The sequence below is a fragment of the Bhargavaea cecembensis genome (assembly GCF_000826125.2).
Taxonomy (GTDB): Bacteria; Bacillota; Bacilli; order Bacillales_A; family Planococcaceae; genus Bhargavaea; species Bhargavaea cecembensis_B.
Genome location: NZ_LN651373.1, coordinates 1,421,810 through 1,436,315 on the forward strand (window position 1 = coordinate 1,421,810; position 14,506 = coordinate 1,436,315).

The 14,506-nt window shown below is 58.4% G+C and carries 12 protein-coding genes and 1 riboswitch; of the genes, 10 read left to right on the forward strand and 2 right to left on the reverse strand.

The genetic code is table 11. The annotated features are described in order from the left end of the window. Nucleotides 1–275 precede the first annotated feature (275 nt). Nucleotides 276–1,079 (reverse strand): EcsC family protein, encoded by an 804-nt coding sequence (locus BN1189_RS12495; RefSeq protein ID WP_040228543.1) that lies wholly within the window; start codon nucleotides 1,077–1,079, stop codon nucleotides 276–278. Nucleotides 1,080–1,230: 151 nt separating this feature from the next. Between BN1189_RS12495 and BN1189_RS12500 the strand changes: the two genes are divergently transcribed. The 6 genes from BN1189_RS12500 (at nucleotide 1,231) to BN1189_RS12525 (ending at nucleotide 8,301) form a co-directional block, all read left to right on the forward strand. Then, entirely contained in the window at nucleotides 1,231–2,358 is a 1,128-nt protein-coding gene (locus tag BN1189_RS12500) for an NAD(P)/FAD-dependent oxidoreductase (RefSeq protein WP_040228544.1), read from the forward strand. A gap of 16 nt (nucleotides 2,359–2,374) precedes the next feature. Next, nucleotides 2,375–3,586, forward strand: coding sequence for an MFS transporter (locus tag BN1189_RS12505; protein WP_040228545.1), 1,212 nt, complete (start codon nucleotides 2,375–2,377; stop codon nucleotides 3,584–3,586). 100 nt (nucleotides 3,587–3,686) lie between these two features. Then, nucleotides 3,687–3,788: riboswitch (purine riboswitch) on the forward strand. Between the two features lie 153 nt (nucleotides 3,789–3,941). Continuing rightward, nucleotides 3,942–4,526 carry a xanthine phosphoribosyltransferase gene (locus tag BN1189_RS12510; RefSeq protein ID WP_040228747.1) on the forward strand — a complete coding sequence of 195 codons (585 nt, stop codon included), beginning with the start codon at nucleotides 3,942–3,944 and terminating at the stop codon, nucleotides 4,524–4,526. Beyond that, the gene (locus tag BN1189_RS12515) at nucleotides 4,526–5,845 is read left to right on the forward strand and encodes a nucleobase:cation symporter-2 family protein (protein WP_040228546.1); all 1,320 of its coding nucleotides are present in this window, start codon (nucleotides 4,526–4,528) and stop codon (nucleotides 5,843–5,845) included. Before BN1189_RS12510 ends, BN1189_RS12515 begins: the two co-directional genes overlap by 1 nt. Nucleotides 5,846–5,996: 151 nt before the next feature. Continuing rightward, on the forward strand, nucleotides 5,997–6,857 hold the full coding sequence (locus tag BN1189_RS12520) for a YitT family protein (RefSeq protein WP_052455846.1): 861 nt from the start codon (nucleotides 5,997–5,999) through the stop codon (nucleotides 6,855–6,857). Nucleotides 6,858–7,086: 229 nt separating this feature from the next. Then, a complete protein-coding gene (locus BN1189_RS12525) occupies nucleotides 7,087–8,301 on the forward strand; it encodes a NupC/NupG family nucleoside CNT transporter (RefSeq protein ID WP_040228547.1) in 1,215 nt (404 codons plus the stop codon). 320 nt (nucleotides 8,302–8,621) lie between these two features. On the opposite strand, the gene BN1189_RS12530 is transcribed toward BN1189_RS12525, so the two are convergent. Next, entirely contained in the window at nucleotides 8,622–10,355 is a 1,734-nt protein-coding gene (locus BN1189_RS12530; RefSeq protein WP_040228548.1) for an ABC transporter ATP-binding protein, read from the reverse strand. A 179-nt stretch (nucleotides 10,356–10,534) separates the two neighbouring features. On the opposite strand from BN1189_RS12530, the gene BN1189_RS12535 reads away from it, so the two are divergent. From BN1189_RS12535 to BN1189_RS12550, 4 genes are all read left to right on the forward strand, one after another. Continuing rightward, on the forward strand, nucleotides 10,535–11,170 hold the full coding sequence (locus tag BN1189_RS12535) for a GGDEF domain-containing protein (RefSeq protein ID WP_040228549.1): 636 nt from the start codon (nucleotides 10,535–10,537) through the stop codon (nucleotides 11,168–11,170). Nucleotides 11,171–11,246: 76 nt separating this feature from the next. Then, nucleotides 11,247–12,308: a 23S rRNA (adenine(2503)-C(2))-methyltransferase RlmN gene (gene rlmN, locus BN1189_RS12540; protein ID WP_040228749.1), complete on the forward strand. Its 1,062-nt coding sequence runs from the start codon at nucleotides 11,247–11,249 to the stop codon at nucleotides 12,306–12,308. A gap of 277 nt (nucleotides 12,309–12,585) precedes the next feature. Continuing rightward, a complete protein-coding gene (gene adh, locus BN1189_RS12545; protein WP_179860953.1) occupies nucleotides 12,586–14,127 on the forward strand; it encodes an aldehyde dehydrogenase in 1,542 nt (513 codons plus the stop codon). A 19-nt stretch (nucleotides 14,128–14,146) separates the two neighbouring features. After that, nucleotides 14,147–14,503 (forward strand): DUF779 domain-containing protein, encoded by a 357-nt coding sequence (locus BN1189_RS12550; protein WP_040228550.1) that lies wholly within the window; start codon nucleotides 14,147–14,149, stop codon nucleotides 14,501–14,503. Nucleotides 14,504–14,506 lie beyond the last annotated feature (3 nt).

Genomic DNA, 14,506 nt, shown 5'->3' on the forward strand with positions numbered 1-14,506 from the left:
TTAATTCTGCGTTCCATATTGTAATTCTGCTTGCCGTATTTCAAATCGGTCTTCCATATTGTAAATCTGCCCGCTATATTTCAAATCCGGACGGAAACGTTGTGTATCTAGTCCTAAACGTTGTCTATCTGCGAAAAAACGTTGTGTATCTCCGCCGAAACGTTGTGTATCTATACTGAGACGTTAACGATCCGCTCAGCCGCACGCAAAAAAGGCTTTCCGGAGCGCAATCCCCCTGCGCTTTTCGGAAAGCCTTCTTTGAATGACGACCGGCCTCATGCGTCCCGGTCATACCATTCCAGCCGCTCTTCGATGCGCCGCTTCCGGTAGAACACTTTACCGGCTTCCGCGAGTTCGCGGATGACGCCTCGGTTGGTGATGGCGCCGAATACGAAACCGGCGACTGGGACCATCTGGAAGAGTTTCTTCCAGCCCCAGCGCTCCCTGTAGGAGTAGACGACTTCCCGCCAGCCCCGCAGCTCGGAGACGACTTCCTTGCGGGCGGCGTCCGGGTTTTCGTTCATCAGTCCGAGCTGCTTCAGCACGAGCTTCTTGCCTGAGGCGTCGGATGAGACGAACTGCATGATTTTGACGATGAAGAGCCGCTCTTCGGGAAGTTTCGGGTCATAGCCGTAGCACATGGCGATGTCCTGGAGGGTTTTCAGCTGAAGCCCGAGGAGCAGGGGGATGTCGATCGACAGGGTGAAAATCCCGCCGATCCCGGTCGATGCGCCTTGCACGGCCGCTGCTTTGCTGCGTCCTTCGCCGACGCGTTCCGCAGCGGTGTCCATCATGCGGATCGGCAGGCCGGGGACGTCTGCGAGAGTGCGGATCTGTGAATCCTGAAAGAATCCGGACACTGCTTTCTCTGAACTGAGATAGCCGCCGCCTGTCTGGATGAACTTGCCGATTTCATCGAGCGCCGTGCCGATTTTCCGGTGGATGAAGGCGGGGGTGAGCTTGTCCAGAATTTTAAACGGGATTTTGCCGATCCGTTCCCAGAACCACGAACCGCCCTGTGACCGCTCCCATCTCCGGATCTGCCGGAGTTCCTGTTCGAGCCATTGTTTTGATTCCATCTTGTTTTTCCTCCCGTGCGGTTTGTCTTTGTACGTTTCTATTACCCGGTTGGTTCCAATTGAAAGCGGTCTCCCGGCGTCCTTCCCTTTTCCCTTCTGGCGCCGTTCCGATACAATAGGACAAGAATCCATAAAGAAACAGGTGTTGTCCATGAACAGAATTCTGATCATCGGCGGTGGAATCCTCGGTGCCTCCGCCGCTTATCACCTTGCCAAGGCGGGCAGGGACGTGACAATCATCGACCGGGGGGAGCGCGGCCAGGCGACCGGCGCCGCAGCCGGCATCATCAGCCCGTGGCTCTCTCAGCGGCGGAACAAAGCCTGGTATGCGCTCGCGAAGGGCGGGGCGGCGTTTTATCCTTCATTGATCGACTCGCTCGAACAGGACGGGGAGACTTCGACCGGCTACAAGCGGGTCGGCGCCGTCAGCGTGCATACGGATCCGGCCGTGCTCGATCTTGCGGAAGAACGGGCGTACTCGAGAAGAGAAGATGCGCCGGAGATCGGCGAGATCCTGCGGCTGTCGGAAGAAGAGACGCGCGAGCGGGTGCCGATGCTTGCGGATGATTTTGCATCCGTCTGGATCGGCGGGGCGGCAAGAGTGAACGGCCGCCAGCTTCTCGAAGCCCTTCTGTCCGGATCGAAAAAGCACGGGGCCCGGGAGATCGGCGGATCCGCGACCGTTTCGGCGGAAGAAGGGAAAGTCAACGGCGCCATCGTGGACGGCCGGCTGATCGAAGGGGACACCGTGATCGTGGCGGCGGGTGCCTGGGCGCCCGGGGCCGTCGCACCGCTCGGCCTGAACGTCGATGTCCGGTCCCAGAAAGCGCAGATCCTCCATCTTCGGCTCGATGATCGGTCGACGGGGGAATGGCCGGTCATCATGCCGCCGCGGCGCCATTACATCGTTCCGTCGGAGGACGGCCGGATCGTCGTCGGGACGACCCACGAGGACGAGCATTCGTTTGAGCTGGAACCGACCGCCGGGGGCATCCACGAAATGCTCGACAAGGCGCTCGTCACGGCGCCCGCTCTTGCGGATGCCGCCTTTGAAGAGGCGAAGGTCGGCTACCGGCCGTTCACGGCGGACAATCTGCCTGTCATGGGTCCGCTCGGCGGGTTTAAAGGTCTTTATTTCGCGAACGGGCTCGGTTCAAGCGGGCTCACCGTCGGGCCGTTCCTCGGGACGGAGCTCGCGAAGATGGTGCTCGGGGAGCCGCTCGATATCGACCCGGCCCTCTACGACCCGTCGAAAACGATCTTAAACGGTGAATCATGAAAAGGAGGGTTGCCGAGTGACGACCGCAACGGCCGTTAAACGGGTGCCGGATCCCGTCTATCCGGTCATGTTCGCAATCGGGGCATGCCATCTCTTGAACGATACGATTTCCGCCGTCGTCCCGGCGATGTATCCGATCCTCCGGGAAGCGAACGGCTATTCATACACGCAGCTCGGGATGATCACGTTCGTGTTGCAGATGCTGTCGTCGGTCATGCAGCCGGTCGTCGGCATCATGAGCGACCGAAAGCCGAGGCCTGCCATGATGCCGACGGCGATGATTCTCGCATTCATCGGAATCGGGCTCCTCGCCTTCAGCCCCTCCTACTGGCTGCTGCTCGTCGCGGCGGTCTTTCTCGGTCTCGGCTCCGCCATCTTCCACCCGGAAGGTTCGCGGGTCGCCTTCATGGCCGGAGGGACGAAGCGCGGGATTTCCCAGTCGATCTTCCAGGTCGGCGGTAACTCCGGACAGGCGCTCGCCCCGATCATCACGGCGCTCATCCTCATTCCGCTCGGCCAGCGCGGCGCGGCCTGGTTCCTGCTGGCGGCCGGGGCAGGGGTCTGGATCCTGATTTTCGTGGCCAGGTGGATGAGAAACCGGCTTGAGGAAGAGGCGGCAATGCCCGGCAAAAAGCCGGCACCGACAGGAATCGCCGGCCTGACGAAAGGACGGGTCCGCGGGGCGCTTCTGCTTCTCATGCTGATCATTATCGTCCGGTCGTTCTACGTCGTGAACATGCAGGGCTATTTCGTATTCCACTTGACGGATAAATACGGGCTGACCGTCCGGCAGGCGCAGTATTTCATCTTCATGTTCCTGGCGCTCGGCGCGGCGGGCACGTTCTTCGGCGGCCCGTTTGCCGACAAATACGGCAGAAAGCGGCTGATCGCGGCGTCGGCGCTCATTCCGATTCCGATTTGTCTTGTTCTGCCGCATCTTCCGATCTACCTCGTGGCACCCGCGCTCGGTATCGTCGGCTTCGTCCTCATGTCGAGCTTTTCCGTGGCGGTCGTGTATGCCCAGGAACTTGTCCCGGGCAAGATCGGCACCATGGCGGGTCTCACGACCGGATTCGCATTCGGGGTCGGGGCGGTCGGATCGGTCGCCATCGGGGCGTTCATGGATGCGATGGGCGTGCCGCTCACGATGCTCGTCATTTCCGTTCTGCCGATTCTCGGCGTCGCGGCCATCTGGCTGCCGGACGACCGGTCGTCCGCGATTGCCTGACGGCGGGGCGGGAAAAAGCATGAGAAAACGCTTCCTGTTTTCTGCGAAGTCCGTCTATTCGCTTCTTCCTTGTTTTCATATTCCGGCATGTTATACTGATTTCAATCTAATCAATGACGCTCATATAATCGCAGGGATATGGCCTGCAAGTTTCTACCGGTCCGCCGTAAACGGACCGACTATGAGAGGCAGAACGAAGAAGACCGGTCGGCTGCTCAGCTCCGCCGCCTTTTGTTCATTTCCGTCCGGGAATCCATGTCCGGCGGCTTTGCCCCTCATCAAGGGGGCGGGCCGCCGGATTTTTTTCGGCCTCCAGAGAGCGCACAAAACCAAACCAAGCGGGAGGAAAAAGATGATGAAACAGCTTCAAGATAAAATTACAGACGAGGGCATCGTGCTCTCCGAACAAGTGCTGAAAGTCGATTCCTTCCTGAACCATCAGATCGACCCGCAGCTCATGAAGGCGGTCGGGGATGAGTTCGCAGACCGGTTCCGTACGGCCGGCATCACGAAGATCCTCACAATCGAATCGTCGGGCATTGCGCCGAGCGTCATGGCGGGACTCATGCTCGGCGTGCCGGTCATCTTCGCGAGGAAACGGGCGTCGCTCACGCTGAACCAGAATCTGATCAGCGCCCAAGTGAAGTCATTCACGAAAAAAGAAACAAACACAATATCGGTATCGGGCGATTTTCTGTCACCGGATGACACGCTGCTCATCATCGATGATTTCCTCGCGAACGGCCAGGCGGCACTCGGCCTGCTCGACATCGCCGAACAGGCAGGCGCAAAAGTCGCGGGGATTGGGATCGTCATCGAGAAAGGCTTCCAGCAGGGCGGCCGGCTCCTGCGCGACCGGGGCGTCCGTGTCGAATCGCTCGCGATTGTCGAGTCGCTCGAAGACGGCTCCGTCACATTCAGGAAGGAGACGGGCATCTGATGAAACAGGCACTCCGTGAAACGACGCTCGGCATCCAGCATCTGCTCGCCATGTATGCGGGCGCCATTCTCGTACCGCTCATCGTCGGGGAGGCGATCGGGCTGACGACCGAGCAGCTCACGTACCTGGTCGCTGTCGACATCTTCATGTGCGGCGTGGCGACACTCCTGCAGATCATGACGAACCGGTTCTTCGGCATCGGGCTGCCGGTCGTCCTCGGCTGCACGTTCACTGCGGTCGGTCCGATGATTGCGATCAGCGGCGACTACGGCATCGGGGCGCTTTACGGCTCGATCATCCTGTCCGGCCTGTTCATCGTCATCATCAGCCCGTTCTTCGGAATGCTCGTGAAGTTCTTCCCGCCGGTCGTCACCGGTTCCGTCGTGACGATCATCGGCCTCACGCTCATTCCGGTCGCGATCAACAACATGGCCGGCGGACAAGGGGCGGCGGATTTCGGCTCGTCGACGAACATCGCCCTGTCGTTCGGAACCCTTTTCGTCATCATCCTCATCTATAAGTTCACGACCGGTTTCGTCCGGTCGATCTCGATTCTCCTCGGCCTCATCGCAGGCACGGCCGCCGCTGCCGCGATGGGCGCGGTCGACTTCGGAAATGTGCGGTCGGCCTCCGTTTTCCATATGCTCGAGCCGTTCCACCTCGGGACGCCGACGGTCGTATGGCCGGCAGTGATCACGATGTGCCTCGTCAACATGGTCTCTCTCGTTGAATCGACCGGCGTCTACTTTGCGCTGAGCGACATCACGGGCAAGAAGCTCTCAAAGAACGACCTGTCCCGTGGCTACCGGGCGGAAGGGATCGCCGTCATGCTCGGCGGGTTCTTCAACGCCTTCCCGTACACGACGTTCTCTCAGAACGTCGGGCTCATCCAGATGTCCGGCGTGAAGTCCCGCCGCATCATCCTCATCACGGCCGGCATGCTCATTTCGCTCGGCTTCCTGCCGAAGGTCGCGGCGGTCACGACGATCATCCCGACTTCCGTGCTCGGCGGCGCGATGCTCGCCATGTTCGGCATGGTCGCCGTGCAGGGCATCAGCATGCTGAGCCGGGTGATGGGCGAGAAGCCGGAGAACGCAATGATCGTTGCCTGCGCCATCGGTCTCGGCCTCGGCGTCAGCGTCGTTCCGGACCTGTTCCAGGCCCTCCCGTCCGGCGTCCGCCTCCTGACGAGCAACGGCATCGTCGCCGGCAGCGTCACCGCCATCGTGCTGAATATCGTGTTCAACATGCTGCCGGGCAGGGAAGAAAAACCTGCCGACGAACAGGTTGCCGCTGTTGAGCATGCACACGAAGTTTGACCGGCCGGCGTACTGAAACATAAACTGACCCCAGCTCCGCGCCGCACCGGCGACCGGAGCTTTTCTGTGCCTTCAGCAGGCTAAAGGAATTCAGAACTTCGGAACACCGGCCGTCTGATAGAATAGGGAAGTCAACAGGAGGTCGTCTTTCATGGGGAAAACCAAATTCATGCAGTCATCTGCGTATGACTATGTACGCGTCATTTTCGGGGCCGCGCTTGTCGGGCTCAGCTTTAATCTGTTCCTTCTGCCGACCCGCATTGCGGCCGGGGGCGTATCGGGGATCAGCACGATCCTCTATGAACTGCACGGCTGGAATCCGGCTTATGTCCAGTGGCTCATCAGCCTGCCGCTGTTCGTCCTGGCGATCCTGCTCGTCGGCAAGGAATTCAGCATGAAGTCGCTCGTCGGCACGTTCTTCGTCCCGTTCACGATCTGGCTGACCGGCGGCATGAAGCTGCACGTGGAAAACCCGCTCCTCGGATCAATCTACGGCGGAATTCTGCTTGGGATCGGCCTCGGGATCGTCTACAGGGGCAACGGGTCCACGGGCGGAACGGCGCTCATCGCCCAGATTCTGAAGAAATACACCGGTCTGTCAAGCGGCTTCGCACAGCTGATCGTCGACGGGGGCGTCGTCCTCGCTTCGGCGTTCGTGTTTGACTTTGAGCTGGCGCTGTATGCGCTCATGTCGATCTACGTCACGAGCAAGGTGATCGACTTCGTCCAGCTCCGCACGTCGCCGACGAAGCTCGCCCTCATCATCACGGAGCGGGAGGCGGACGTCCAGGCGGTTATCCGCGACGAAGTCGACCGCGGCATGACGAAAGTCCGGGTCGTCGGCGGTCACTCCGCCAAAGAACGGACAATGATCCTCTGCGTCGTGGAACAATCCGAAGCCGTCTACCTCAAGAAACTTCTCGAAGATAAAGAACCGTCTTCGTTCGTCATCTTCCTGAACGCATCGGAAATACTCGGCCGCGGATTCTCCTCGGAACGGATCTATGAATGAAGCCGGCGGGAATATTCCCGCCGGTTTTTCGATGTTTAAGCAGCCGGACGAAGGGAGATACAAAAGTGACGCGCGTATTCGACGCTTCCGGCAATTCCGGATATGGGGAAAAGGAGTATTTGCCGTTGAAATGCGGGCTCTTTTTTTGGTACCGTTTAGCTTGTCTGAAGTCAGACCATCATTACATATATAACCGCGCGGAGCCGGTTGGATTGTAGAGGGATCAGATATGAATAATATTTTGTGGGGCTTGCTCGGAATCGTGGCCGTGCTCGGCCTGGCGTTCCTCATGTCGGACGCCAAGCGGTCGATCAAGCCGAGAACCGTACTCGGAGGCCTGGTCATCCAGCTTTTATTCGCGTTTGCCGTCTTGAAATGGGAAGCGGGAAGGAAAGGGCTGGAATGGTTTGCCGGCGTCGTCCAGAAAGTGATCGACTATGCGGGGGAAGGCATTAAGTTCGTATTCGGCCCCGCGGCGGACGTTGATAATTTTGGTTTCGTCTTTGCTTTTAACGTCCTGACGATCATCATCTTCTTCTCGTCGCTCATTTCCATTCTTTATTACCTCGGCATCATGCAGTGGGTGATCAAGCTCCTCGGCGGCGGTCTGTCCAAATTGCTTGGAACAAGCAAGGCGGAGTCGATCTCGGCCGCGGCGAACATTTTCGTAGGCCAGACGGAAGCGCCGCTCGTCGTCCGTCCGTTCATCTCCGGCATGACACGTTCCGAGCTGTTCGCGGTCATGACCGGAGGGCTCGCATCGGTCGCGGGGTCGACTCTCGCCGGATATGCGTTGCTCGGTGTCCCGCTGAAGTATCTGCTTGCGGCAAGCTTCATGGCGGCGCCGGCTGGGCTCATCATGGCGAAGATCATGATTCCTGAGAGGGAAAAACCGAATGAGGAAACATTCGAAATGGAAAAGGACAATGAATCGGCCAACATCATCGACGCGGCGGCCAAGGGGGCCGGGGATGGCCTCCACCTCGCGCTGAATGTCGGCGCGATGCTTCTCGCCTTCATTGCGCTCATCGCGTTGCTCAACGGGATCCTCGGTTTTGCCGGCTCGTTCCTCGGCTTTGAACACCTGACGCTTGAAGGGATTCTCGGTTTTCTTTTCGCCCCGCTCGCGTTCGTGATCGGTGTGCCGTGGGAGGAAGCCATGCAGGCAGGCAGCTTTATCGGCCAAAAGCTTGTGCTCAATGAATTCGTTGCGTACACGTCGTTCGCGCCGGAAATTCCGGATCTTTCGCCGAAGACGGTCATCGTCGTCTCGTTTGCGCTGTGCGGATTCGCCAATCTGAGCTCGCTCGCCATTCTGCTCGGCGGTCTCGGCGGTCTCGCACCGGACCGGCGGCCGGATATCGCCCGGCTCGGCATGCGGGCGGTCGCAGGCGGAGCGCTTGCTTCTCTGCTCAGCGCGGCCATCGCCGGCATGTTCATCTAAGAAAATGGAAAAGGGATGCGTCCGGAAAGACCGGAGCATCCCTTTTTTATGCTGGTAACACGTTCTGCTGAATCAAATCGATTTTCCTTCCCCAGTTGCCGGCCGGGGTTTGCCGCGGTATGATCCATCCACATGACAACTTAAGCAATGCAATCCCTGCCTTCTATTGCATCCTTGCGGCCCTCAAGCCGCGCCAGTGTGAATAAGTCCGTTCCGTGCCATACGGGATGGACGCCAGATCTTGCCGATTCCGTTCATCATGAAGCATTACTTTATCCAATATACACCTTTTAACGGCATTTGTAAAGCATCCCGGCTTGTCAGACGAGCTGCTGTTCGGCGTACTCTCGGTAGACGGGGTGGTTCTTGATCAGTTCGGCGTGGCTGCCGATCCCTGTGACCCGGCCGCCCTCGATAAAGACGATCTTGTCCGCTCCGACAATCGTCGACAGCCGGTGGGCAATGGCAAATGTCGTCCTGCCGGCCATGAGCCGGACGAGGGCCTCCTGGACCATCGCTTCCGAATGGCTGTCGAGGCTCGCCGTCGCTTCATCCATCATGAGGATGAGCGGATCCCGGAGGAAAGCCCGGGCGATGGCGATCCGCTGACGCTGTCCGCCGGAAAGCTTGATGCCCCGTTCGCCGATCTCCGTGTCGAGCCCGTCCGGAAACTCGCGGATGAATCCATCGGCGTAGGCCATCTCCGCCGCGAGCCAAAGCTTCTGGTCATCCGGGCGGCCGGTGCTGTCCATCCCGTACAGGAGGTTGTCGCGGATCGTTCCGGACATCATGGCGCTGTCCTGGGCCACGTAGCCGATGTGCCGCCGCCATTCTTCCATGGAAATATCGGCGATGGACGTGTCCCCGACCCGGATTTCTCCACTGTCGGGCTCGTAAAACCGCTCCAGCAGGGCGAACAGCGTCGATTTTCCGCCACCGCTCGGACCCGCGAAGGCGATCATCTCACCGGGTTTGGCGGTGAAGCCCACATTGTGCAGGACTTGTTCGCCGGTATTGTAGCTGAAGCTGACGTTGTCCGCAACGATCGGCTTCCCGGCGATGACCGCGGATTTTCCGGTCTGGCCGGGTTCCGGCTCGAGTCCGAGAATATGGATGATCCGCTCCGTTGCGCCTTTCGCCTTCTGCAGCTGGGTGAAGAACAGGGCGAAGGAAGTGACCGGGACGACGATCTGGAACAGGTAGAGGAGGAACGCGACGAGCGTACCCGTGGACATGGACCCGTCCGCCACGCGGATGCCTCCGTAGACGATGATGGAGACGATGACCGTCATGATCACCAGATTCATGAGCGGGCCGATCAGGGAGTTGATCTTCGCTTCCCGAAGGCCGAATTTCAGGAGCCTGTCGATGCCGCCGAAGCCTTTCTTCTCCTCGTCCGCCTCGGCATTGGACGCCTTCATGAGCCGGATTTCGCTGATCGTCTGCTGGATACTGCCGCTGAAGGCGGCCGTCTCATCCTGCATGCCACGGGAAATCTTGGCCATTTTCTTGCCGAGCGGAATCATGATCAAGACGGTGACCGGGACGGAGATGAGCATGATGAGCGTCATTTTCCAATCCATGATCAGCAAAAGCGTGACCGCCCCGATGATCGAGATGATGCCGCCCACGAATTTCGGCACGTGGTCGGAGATGAGTTCCCGCACGATCCCGGTGTCATTGACGACCCGGCTGACGGTGCCTCCGCTCGTCTCCGAGTCGAAGTGGGAGACCGGGAGCCGCAACAGCTGTCTCCACATGCGGACCCTCAGGTCGGCCACGACTTTCTGGCCGGAGTAGCTGAGCAGATAGGAAGACACCCCGCTGATGACCGCTTCCAGCAGGAATGCGATTGCGACCGCCGCAATGAGCGGTGCGCTCAGCGAAGCCGCCGAAAAACCGTCGACGAGGTTGCGCGTGAGCAGCGGGATGGCGAGCGAGACGAGCGTGGTGACGAGAAAGCCCGCCAGGCCCGCCGACATGGCCGCTTTCGGGATCTTCGTTGTTTTGATCAGATGGTAGAATGTTTGCTTGCTGTTTTTGCCTGGGTCCATGTCCGGTTTCCTTTCTTGACTTATGCGGTAATGTTTAGACGAATTCTAGAGATGGAAGATTCATGTCAGACCATTTCGAACGCTCTGCATTCAATTGCTTTTCAAGCAAACATCTTTAAAGGCCCTTTCTCTATGCTATACTGTTTGGCATTGAGATTCCATCATAGGGGGATGCTCCGTTGGGGATAAAGGGGAGAATTTCGGCGGTCGGCGTCGTCATCCTGTTCAACATTTTGCGGTACTTTTATTATCATGTGTATTTGGATCTCCCCTTCAAGTGGGATTTCTTCGTCCTGACGGCGGTCTTTCTCGCGGTCGCCTGGTTCGGCGGCCATCAGTATGACCGGGCCGAATATCTGTCGAGGCGGGATCCGCTGACCGGCGCCTTCAACCGCAGATCGCTTGCGGAGTATGTACACCGGCTCGCCCGGCAAGGGAAGGGCCGTTTTGCGGTCATCCTGTTCGATCTGGACGATTTCAAGCAGATCAACGACCGTTTCGGCCATGAGACCGGAGACGCAGTCCTGAAAAACTTCGCCGGGGAGCTGAAAACATTCATCGGCAAACGCGGGATCATCGCGAGATGGGGCGGGGATGAATTCCTGGCCGTCGTCCGCGATCCGGGCGAAACATTCAAGACCGAGTTGGCGTTCGAAGCGACGCAGCAGCTCGGCCGGTTATCTTATCAGGGCGGCCGGCCGGTGGGCGTTTCATTCGGCATCGCCGTCTTCCCGGAAGACGGGGCCGATCTGGAAAAGCTCGTTGATGCGGCGGACCAGGCGATGTATGAAAACAAGTACGAACGCAAGGTATAAAGGGTTTTTACTTGTCAATACAAGTGGATTTCGGTAAGATGGACTAATGAATTTTGATGGAATGAGGCAAAAACTGATGAAAACATCGATCTACGGACTGACATTCGATGCGATGCAGGATTGGATGCTGGAAAACGGGCAGCAAAAATTCCGCGCCAAGCAAGTGTGGGACTGGCTGTACAAAAAGCGCGTCAAGTCATTTGATGAAATGAAGAATATCAATAAAGAGTGCCGTACGCTGCTGGATGAGCAGTTCGAGCTCCGGACGATGGAAACGGCGGTCAAGCAGGAATCCGCCGACGGCACCGTCAAGTTCCTGTTCCGCCTTCAGGACGGCAATCTGATCGAGACGGTCCTCATGCACTTCAGCTACGGCCATTCCGTCTGTGTGACAACACAGGTCGGCTGCAATATCGGCTGCAGCTTCTGCGCGAGCGGCCTGCTCCGGAAAAGCCGTGACCTCAACGCAGGCGAAATCGTCGAGCAGATCATGAACGTGCAGGAGTACCTCGACGGCTTCGGCGGCGGGGAGCGCGTCTCCAACATCGTCGTCATGGGGATCGGCGAACCGTTCGACAACTATGACAACCTGATGGCCTTTCTCCGAATCGTCAACAACGGGGACGGCCTGTCGATCGGCGCCCGCCACATCACCGTCTCGACGAGCGGCCTCGTGAAGGGAATCCGCAAATTTGCGGACGAAGACCTGCAAGTGAACCTGGCACTGTCGATCCATGCGCCGAACAACGAGCTCCGGACGCGCATCATGAAGATCAACAAAGCGTTCCCGCTTGAGCAGGTGATGGACGCGATCGACTACTTCCTGTCGAAGAAAAACCGCCGGATCACGTTCGAGTATATCCTTCTGAACGATGTGAACGATCACGTCGAGGAAGCGCGGCAGCTCGCCAAGCTCCTGGAAAACAAGAAACACCTCAGCTACGTCAACCTCATCCCGTACAACCCGGTGGATGAGCACGACCAATACACCCGCAGCAACAAAGCGTCCATCGACGCATTTGAAAAGACGCTTAAGCAGAAGGGCATCCAGTGCGGCGTGCGCCAGGAACAAGGCACCGACATCGATGCCGCATGCGGACAGCTGCGGAGCAAGCAGATCAAAAAATCCGTTTCCTGAGCGGAAGAATATGAAGATGGGCGGCCGGAGAAGAACGTTTCTCCGGCCGTTTTCTACTGGGTGGGCTAGGGTTGGTTGTCTGAAAATATTGATTTTATTATCTCTGAGAATATTTTTCCTTTCCCCGAAATATAGTGGTTGTGGCTGCGGAGTGCAGTCCCGCTCAATTTTTTTTGGGAGATAGACCAGAAGAAGGTTGAAATGTTCTGTGCTTTCTGACAATATAGTAGATAGCGTCAGTTGAAAGCGCATACAAACGTGAGGGAGGAATGGAAACATGGTAGAAGCGATGAAATCGAGAGTGTATGCAAACCCGAATACGGACGGTGCGAAAGTCAACTTCAAGGAACGCTACGACAATTACATCGGCGGGCAGTGGGTGCCGCCGGCCAACGGGGAATACTTCGATAATGTGACTCCGGTCACCGGCAAGGTGTTTACAAAAGTGGCCCGCTCGACCGAAGCGGACATCGAAAAGGCGATCGACGCGGCCCATACTGCGAAGGATGCCTGGGGCAAGACGTCGGTTGCCGAGCGCTCGAACATTCTCCTGAAGATCGCCGACCGGATGGAAGAGAATCTGGAAATGCTCGCGGTCGCAGAAACTTGGGACAACGGGAAAGCCATCCGCGAAACGCTGAACGCCGACCTGCCGCTTGCGATCGATCATTTCCGCTATTTCGCCGGCGCCCTGCGTGCACAGGAAGGCGGCCTCAGCCAGATCGACGACAATACCGTCGCCTACCATTTCCATGAGCCGATCGGCGTTGTCGGCCAGATCATCCCGTGGAACTTCCCGCTCCTCATGGCGGTCTGGAAACTCGCACCGGCGCTGGCCGCAGGGAACTGCGTCGTGCTAAAGCCGGCCGAGCAGACACCTGCCTCCATCATGGTGCTCGCCGAACTGATCGATGACCTGCTGCCTGCGGGCGTGCTGAATATCGTGAACGGATTCGGCCTGGAAGCAGGCAAGCCGCTTGCATCCAATCCGCGGATCGGCAAAATTGCCTTCACGGGCGAGACGACGACCGGCCGGCTGATCATGCAGTATGCTTCCCAGAATCTCATCCCGGTCACGCTCGAACTCGGCGGCAAATCCCCGAATATCTTCTTTGAGGATGTTTTCGAAGAGGATGATGCTTTCCTCGACAAGGCGGTCGAAGGGTTCGTCATGTTCGCGCTCAACCAAGGGGAAGTGTGCACATGCCCGTCTCGCGCCCTCATCCAGGAATCAATCTATGACAAGTTCATGGAGCGTGCCCTGAAGCGCGTCGAAGCGATCAAGGTCGGCAATCCGCTCGATCCCGAAGTGATGATGGGCGCCCAGGCGTCGACCGAGCAGATGGAGAAGATCCAGTCTTATCTTGCGATCGGCAAAGAAGAAGGCGCCGAGTGCCTCACGGGCGGCGAGCGCAATGAACTGGAGGGCGACCTCTCGGAAGGCTACTATATCAAGCCGACCGTCTTCAAGGGCGACAACAAGATGCGCGTCTTCCAGGAAGAAATCTTCGGCCCGGTCGTCGCCGTCACGACATTCAAGGACAAGGAAGAGGCACTGGAAATTGCGAACGACACGCTGTACGGCCTCGGAGCCGGCGTGTGGACGCGCGACATGAACACCGCATACCGGTTCGGCCGCGGCATCCAGGCCGGCCGAGTGTGGACGAACTGCTACCACGCCTACCCGGCACACGCAGCATTCGGCGGCTACAAAATGTCCGGCATCGGACGCGAAACCCACCAGATGATGCTCAGCCACTACCAGCAGACGAAAAACCTGCTCATCAGCTACGAAGAGAACAAACAGGGCTTCTTCTGATCCGAAAGGAGGGGGCGTCATGGTCCAGCGGGTGATCGCCACGGACGCCGCGATCGAGCTGATCGGCAAGCTTGTGGAAAAACATGGCCCGGTCATGTTCCACCAGTCCGGCGGCTGCTGCGACGGCTCTTCGCCGATGTGCTATCCGGACGGAGACCTCCTGATCGGCAGCCAGGACATGCTGCTCGGTGAAATTGGGGGCGCCAAGTTCTACATGAACAAAAACCAGTACGATTACTGGAAGCACACCCAGATCATCATCGACGTCGTCGACGGTCGGGGCGGCATGTTCTCCCTCGAAGGCGTCGAAGGAAAACGGTTCCTGTCCAGATCGCGCGCCTTCACAAAAGAAGAAAACGAATTGCTCGGCATTTGACCG